This window comes from Nocardia coffeae, assembly GCF_019890715.1.
GTDB classification, from domain to species: Bacteria; Actinomycetota; Actinomycetes; order Mycobacteriales; family Mycobacteriaceae; genus Nocardia; species Nocardia jiangxiensis.
In genome coordinates this window covers 1-4,861 of record NZ_JAINZY010000040.1, presented here as the reverse complement: position 1 = coordinate 4,861, position 4,861 = coordinate 1, and the positions used below count along the sequence as shown (strand labels likewise).

The 4,861-nt window shown below is 62.0% G+C and carries 5 protein-coding genes; all 5 read right to left on the bottom strand.

Annotation, left to right across the window (positions count from 1 at the left end):
* Positions 1–251: 251 nt before the first annotated feature.
* A complete protein-coding gene (locus K7711_RS46835) occupies positions 252–1,163 on the bottom strand; it encodes a hypothetical protein (protein ID WP_222979622.1) in 912 nt (303 codons plus the stop codon).
* A gap of 206 nt (positions 1,164–1,369) precedes the next feature.
* Positions 1,370–1,828 carry a DUF6082 family protein gene (locus K7711_RS49525; RefSeq protein WP_222979620.1) on the bottom strand — a complete coding sequence of 153 codons (459 nt, stop codon included), beginning with the start codon at positions 1,826–1,828 and terminating at the stop codon, positions 1,370–1,372.
* Entirely contained in the window at positions 1,825–2,640 is an 816-nt protein-coding gene (istB, locus tag K7711_RS46825) for an IS21-like element helper ATPase IstB (protein WP_222979618.1), read from the bottom strand. The genes K7711_RS49525 and istB overlap by 4 nt, the downstream gene beginning before the upstream one ends.
* The gene (gene istA, locus K7711_RS46820; protein ID WP_222979616.1) at positions 2,640–3,887 is read right to left on the bottom strand and encodes an IS21 family transposase; all 1,248 of its coding nucleotides are present in this window, start codon (positions 3,885–3,887) and stop codon (positions 2,640–2,642) included. The genes istB and istA overlap by 1 nt, the downstream gene beginning before the upstream one ends.
* 48 nt (positions 3,888–3,935) lie before the next feature.
* Positions 3,936–4,343, bottom strand: a complete 408-nt coding sequence (locus K7711_RS46815) for a DUF6082 family protein (protein ID WP_222979614.1) — start codon at positions 4,341–4,343, stop codon at positions 3,936–3,938.
* Positions 4,344–4,861 lie beyond the last annotated feature (518 nt).

Here is a 4,861-nt window from a genome sequence, read left to right as displayed (position 1 = left end):
GACGCCCCCACCCGGACCACTTGATCCTTCACGCCAGACACCCCGCATACGCAACCCGGGGCGGTAGTCGTATAGCTGGGGCACACCCGTACCGGACAGCGGGGCGCTGTGAACAGCGGAACGGATTCCCGAGTGCTGCAGGGCTTTTGTGCCCCACATCATAGGTCACTGTATGACTATCGGCTGCCCGATCCGGATAAACGAAACCCACTCCTCCAGATGAGCGATGAGTGGAGCCGGGCCGACACCCATCAGGAAGATGACCGGTCTCCTTGAGATGGGTCATCTTTCTTAGCCCGAGATCCCAGTGGACCGTCAGGACCGAGGTTCCACTCGTGAGCGTGTACCAGCGGTACAGCACCACATGCTGTGAGGTTTTCACTCGCGGCGAGAAATCGCTCCCCTTCATCCTCGACCTCAAATTCGAGCCCAGCAGCCTCACGCAGCGAGTCGCAGGCAACCAGTGTGTCCGAGAACAATCGAGGAAGCTGATAGAGGGCGAAATCGGATCGGTTACTCCGGAACTCGGGTTTGATGGTGGTGAGTATCCCCCCGGGCTCACCCCATCCATTCCTCATGGCTTCGCCCATCGAAAAATGCAGCGACCTACTCGTAGCGCTATGAAGATACTGAAAGAGCGGTCCCCTGCCGGTTCGCTCCGCGACCCACTCCGAAGTCGGGAACGCACTGTTCCCCCAACCGAGAGCTTTGCCACGTTTCTTCAACTCACCCTTCAGCTCCTTCTCCTGTTCCGCTGCCGCATCCAGGAGGGCGACTGGGTACCAGAGCTGCTGCATCACTTGATCACCCGCATAGCCACGTTGGGCAACCAATGAGCGTACCCCGTCGAAGCTGCCCATATCGGACAGAAGCTCGTGCGCTTCGGCCCTCGGAAGGTCTTTGATCCAGTCGATCCACAGCAACTCGTCGAGGGCGGGCCGGACAAACCCGACGGCCAGATGACCGAAACCGGCCTTCACCAACACCACCGAGGCTTCGAGAGCTTCGAGTTGACGCCGAACAATGTAATTCACCGCGAGCGAACGGAGATCCGACTCCACGGAGTCCCAGGTCAAGTCGCCGATGACAAGGCTCTGGCGAAGGGAAGCGAGCCACTCCTCGACTAGAGCGAGCCGTGCATCGGAGTCGGTCTTGTCACCCATTCGATCAGCTTTACATGTATGCCCCAGGAAAGCAGCCGGTTTTCGACCGAACCCGCCATGATCTCAGTTCGCAGCAACTCTGGAAGACGTTCTCCCCCAGCGGATCATCTGTTGCCCATGACTGGCAAGTTCACCCGGGGGCTGCCGCATGGATAGGTGCCAACCTGATCGTGCAGCAGTCCCGGCTTTTGGGCGACCTTCTCCGACTACCGGACGGAAGCTCGGTGGGTGATGGTCCGGAAACTGCCGCTCCTCGCCACAACACCAAGCACAATTCCTACCGCTAAAGCTGAACCAACGGATACTGCACTCAGCCGACCACCTTCGACACTCGGGCTACTTTGGTTCGCCGGCGCTTGCGGCTTCGGGCGAGCACCTGCGGGCGAACCCGCAACGGTTGGTGGGCCACCCGCGACAGCCTTCGCGTACTCTCCGTCGACGATTCGCTTGAACGCGTCGCCACGACGATTGAATCTCCCCATATTCGGGCCCCACAAGGAGCTCTTTCGCGCCCAATAGTCTCTGCCAACCTCGCCTCGAAACATATAGTGCAGGAGATCGTTTCGCAGCGAATGCTCCGTGATGTCAACGGCACGCGAATCCTGATCACTTCTCGGCGGCCGAATTTTGACCCCTCTTCGGTCGGGTTGGGTTGGTGGTTTCATTCTTCAGTTGTGCCGGCGGCGGGGACGCGGCCGAGGTCGCGGTTCTTGAGCCGGTAGCTGTCGCCTTTGAGGGCGATGACCTCGGCGTGGTGGACGAGGCGGTCGATCATCGCGGCGGCGACAACGTCGTCGCCGAAGACCTCTCCCCAGCGGCCGAAGACCTTGTTGCTGGTCACGATCAGGCTGGCGCGTTCGTAGCGGGACGAGACGAGCTGGAAGAACAGGTTGGCGGCCTCGTGCTCGAACGGGATGTAGCCGACCTCGTCCACCACCAAAAGCGGGTAGCGGCCGAGCTTGATCAGCTCGGCCTGCAACCGGCCCGCGTGGTGCGCGTCTGCGAGGCGGGAAACCCATTCCGACGCGGTGGCGAACGCGACTCGATGCCCGGCCTGACACGCTCGGATCGCCAACCCGATGGCCAGGTGAGTTTTGCCGGTCCCGGGCGGGCCCAGGAACACCACGTTCTCCCTCGCGGTGACGAAATCCAGTGTTCCCAGGTGGGCGATCACGTCGCGTTTGAGCCCGCGTGCATGCCCGAAGTCGAACTCTTCCAATGACTTGCGGTAGGGGAAGCGCGCGGAGCGGATGCGGCCTTCACCGCCGTGGGATTCTCGGGCGGAGACTTCGCGTTGCAGACAGGCGATAAGGAATTCCTCGTGAGTCCAGTTCTCGGCGCGAGCACGTTCGGGCAGCCGCTGAGCGGCCTCGCGCAGCGACGGCGCTTTCATCGCGCGGGTCAGGAAATTCAGCTCGGCGGTGAAATCCCGTGTGGTGGTTGATGTTTTGGTGGTGGTTCGGGTTCGGCCGGGCATCACGCCACCCCGCCTTCGGTGTCGAGGTTGATGCCCAGAGCGGTGTCGTAGTCGGTCAGGCACCGCTGCTCGACCTCCGGCTCCCGGGCCGGCCGCAACACGCCGATGCGGCTGCGCCGCAACGCTTTGGCTGCCTCGACATGCTCTGGATCGGAGATGGTTTGATGCCCCGCCCAGATCCGTTCATGATCGGCGACGATCCGTCCGCCGGAGAAAACCCGGACTCGGTCGAGATCAGCAAGAATCTCGATGCGGCGCCCGATCACTGCCGGATGCACTGAGTAGTCGTTGGAATCCAAGCGGATGTAGTGATCACGCGCCAGGCGCGCCGAGCGCCGCCACCCGGTCTGCGGCGGCACTGGCGGCAGTGTCAGCATCGCCTGGCGATCGGCAGTGATCCGATCGGTCGGCGCGCAGCCCAGCGCGCGCCGGGGCCTAGCATTCACCAACTCCAGCCAATCATCGAGTTGGGAGTTGAAATCGGCTGGGCCGCTGAAAGTTCGGCCCGGAAGAAAGGAGCGTTCCAGATAGTCGTGAGCCCGCTCGATCATGCCTTTCGCTTCCGGATCAGCAGGCCTGCAAACGATCACCTTCGTCCCCAACGTTCCCCGGAACCCTTGGCATTCGGCGGTCAACTCGCTGCGGCCACCGCGCCAGCGGCCGATCGCTCCCTCACCATCCCAGACCAAAACCCTTGGCACCGAACCCAACCGGTGAATATGAGCCCACCATCCGGCGAACAGGTCCTCCGCATGGCGGGTCGGGATCAGCATCGCGGTCAGCCAGCGGGAATACCCCAGCACCATCGTCAGGACCGGCAGCTGTTTCGGGCCACGGACCTGCCCGAACCCCACTGGCAACTCGATCGGCGGGAACCAGAAATCGCACTGGGCGATCTCACCAGCCACATACGCAGTCCGCGAGGCCGGGTCCGGCGGCAGATACGCCGGGCGCAGCTCCGCGACCCGGCCCGAGAGCACCCGCACCGAGCGAGTCCAGCCGATCCGCTCGGCGATCACCGTCGAAGGCATCGTGGGATACACCTTCAGCAACTCACGGATCTGCGGCTCGACCGAATCCACAATCGAACCCCTGGCCGGCCGCTCATACTTCGGCGGCCGATCCGAGGCCAAAGCGGCCCGCACGGTATTGCGAGAAACACCCATCAGCCGGGCGATCGCCTTGATCGGCACACCCTCTGACCGGTGCAAACGACGAATCTCAGCCCAATCCTCCACGGCAAGCATCCCTTCGTCCTCCTGGCTCGATTAGAGCCAGGATCCCGACCAAAGGGGTCAAATTTCCGATGCCACGCGGGGGTCATTATTCACGTGCTGCCGACACGTGATCGCTCCGACTTCATAACCCATCTGACCGAACCGCAACCACGATGCACAGTACAAATGCTGGCGAGCCTCGGTCGCAGGAGATTCAACCAGTTTGCCTATACACGGCATGTAAGTTTCTGGGTCCTCCAACGCCATCTGGGTCAGGTCCAACTGGTATCGGCGCACCATCTCGAGCCGGTTTGCCCTGCTCTGTTGCGCTTGGACCAGCAGCGATGCCGCAACTCCACACAACGCCAACGCCGACACGATCGCCGAGGTTGCCCCGTACGCCTGGCTGGCGGTCTGCAGCCGCTGCCAGTCAAGAGCGTGCACCGGAACAAGCAGAAGTAACAGTGGCGACAGGAGGACAACCACAACCGCACTGGACACTGTCAGGAACAACATAACAGTCCGGGACATATTGCGCCTCAACCAGTCAACAAGACCTGAACGTGAACCCATCTCTCCCCCAAAGCAAGCCAGTCGCCGTAGTCCGCCTATTCAGCATATCCCGGAGAATGGCAAACAACTCAGCTTCCGCGGCGGATGGGCAGTCCCGACCCGACGACCGAAGAACCCGACGAACGTGCACACCAACGCGGCCCCTCACCCAGCACATCGGCGACACCACTAACGACGTCGCCCTGCTGCCCTCCCCCTACCCGCTGGCCACGTTCAGCAACCCCAAACAGCATCCGAGACAAGAGAATCAGCCACGTCGAGAAGACCTGACCCCACAACAGGCCCGTTGGGCCCGACCAGGATCAGACACTGTGACCCACACCATAGGTCACTGCATAACTATCGGCTGCCTGATTTATACAAACGAAACCCACCCTTTCGACAGGCCGATGAGCAGAGCCAGGCCAGCATGCCAGCTGCGAGTCCTGTGC

Coding starts and splice junctions, on each gene's coding strand:
- istA (WP_222979616.1), bottom strand. CDS start 3,887: ATGCTTGCCGTGGAGGATTGGGCTGAGATTCGTCGTTTGCACCGGTCA.
- K7711_RS46835 (WP_222979622.1), bottom strand. CDS start 1,163: ATGGGTGACAAGACCGACTCCGATGCACGGCTCGCTCTAGTCGAGGAG.
- istB (WP_222979618.1), bottom strand. CDS start 2,640: ATGCCCGGCCGAACCCGAACCACCACCAAAACATCAACCACCACACGG.
- K7711_RS49525 (WP_222979620.1), bottom strand. CDS start 1,828: ATGAAACCACCAACCCAACCCGACCGAAGAGGGGTCAAAATTCGGCCG.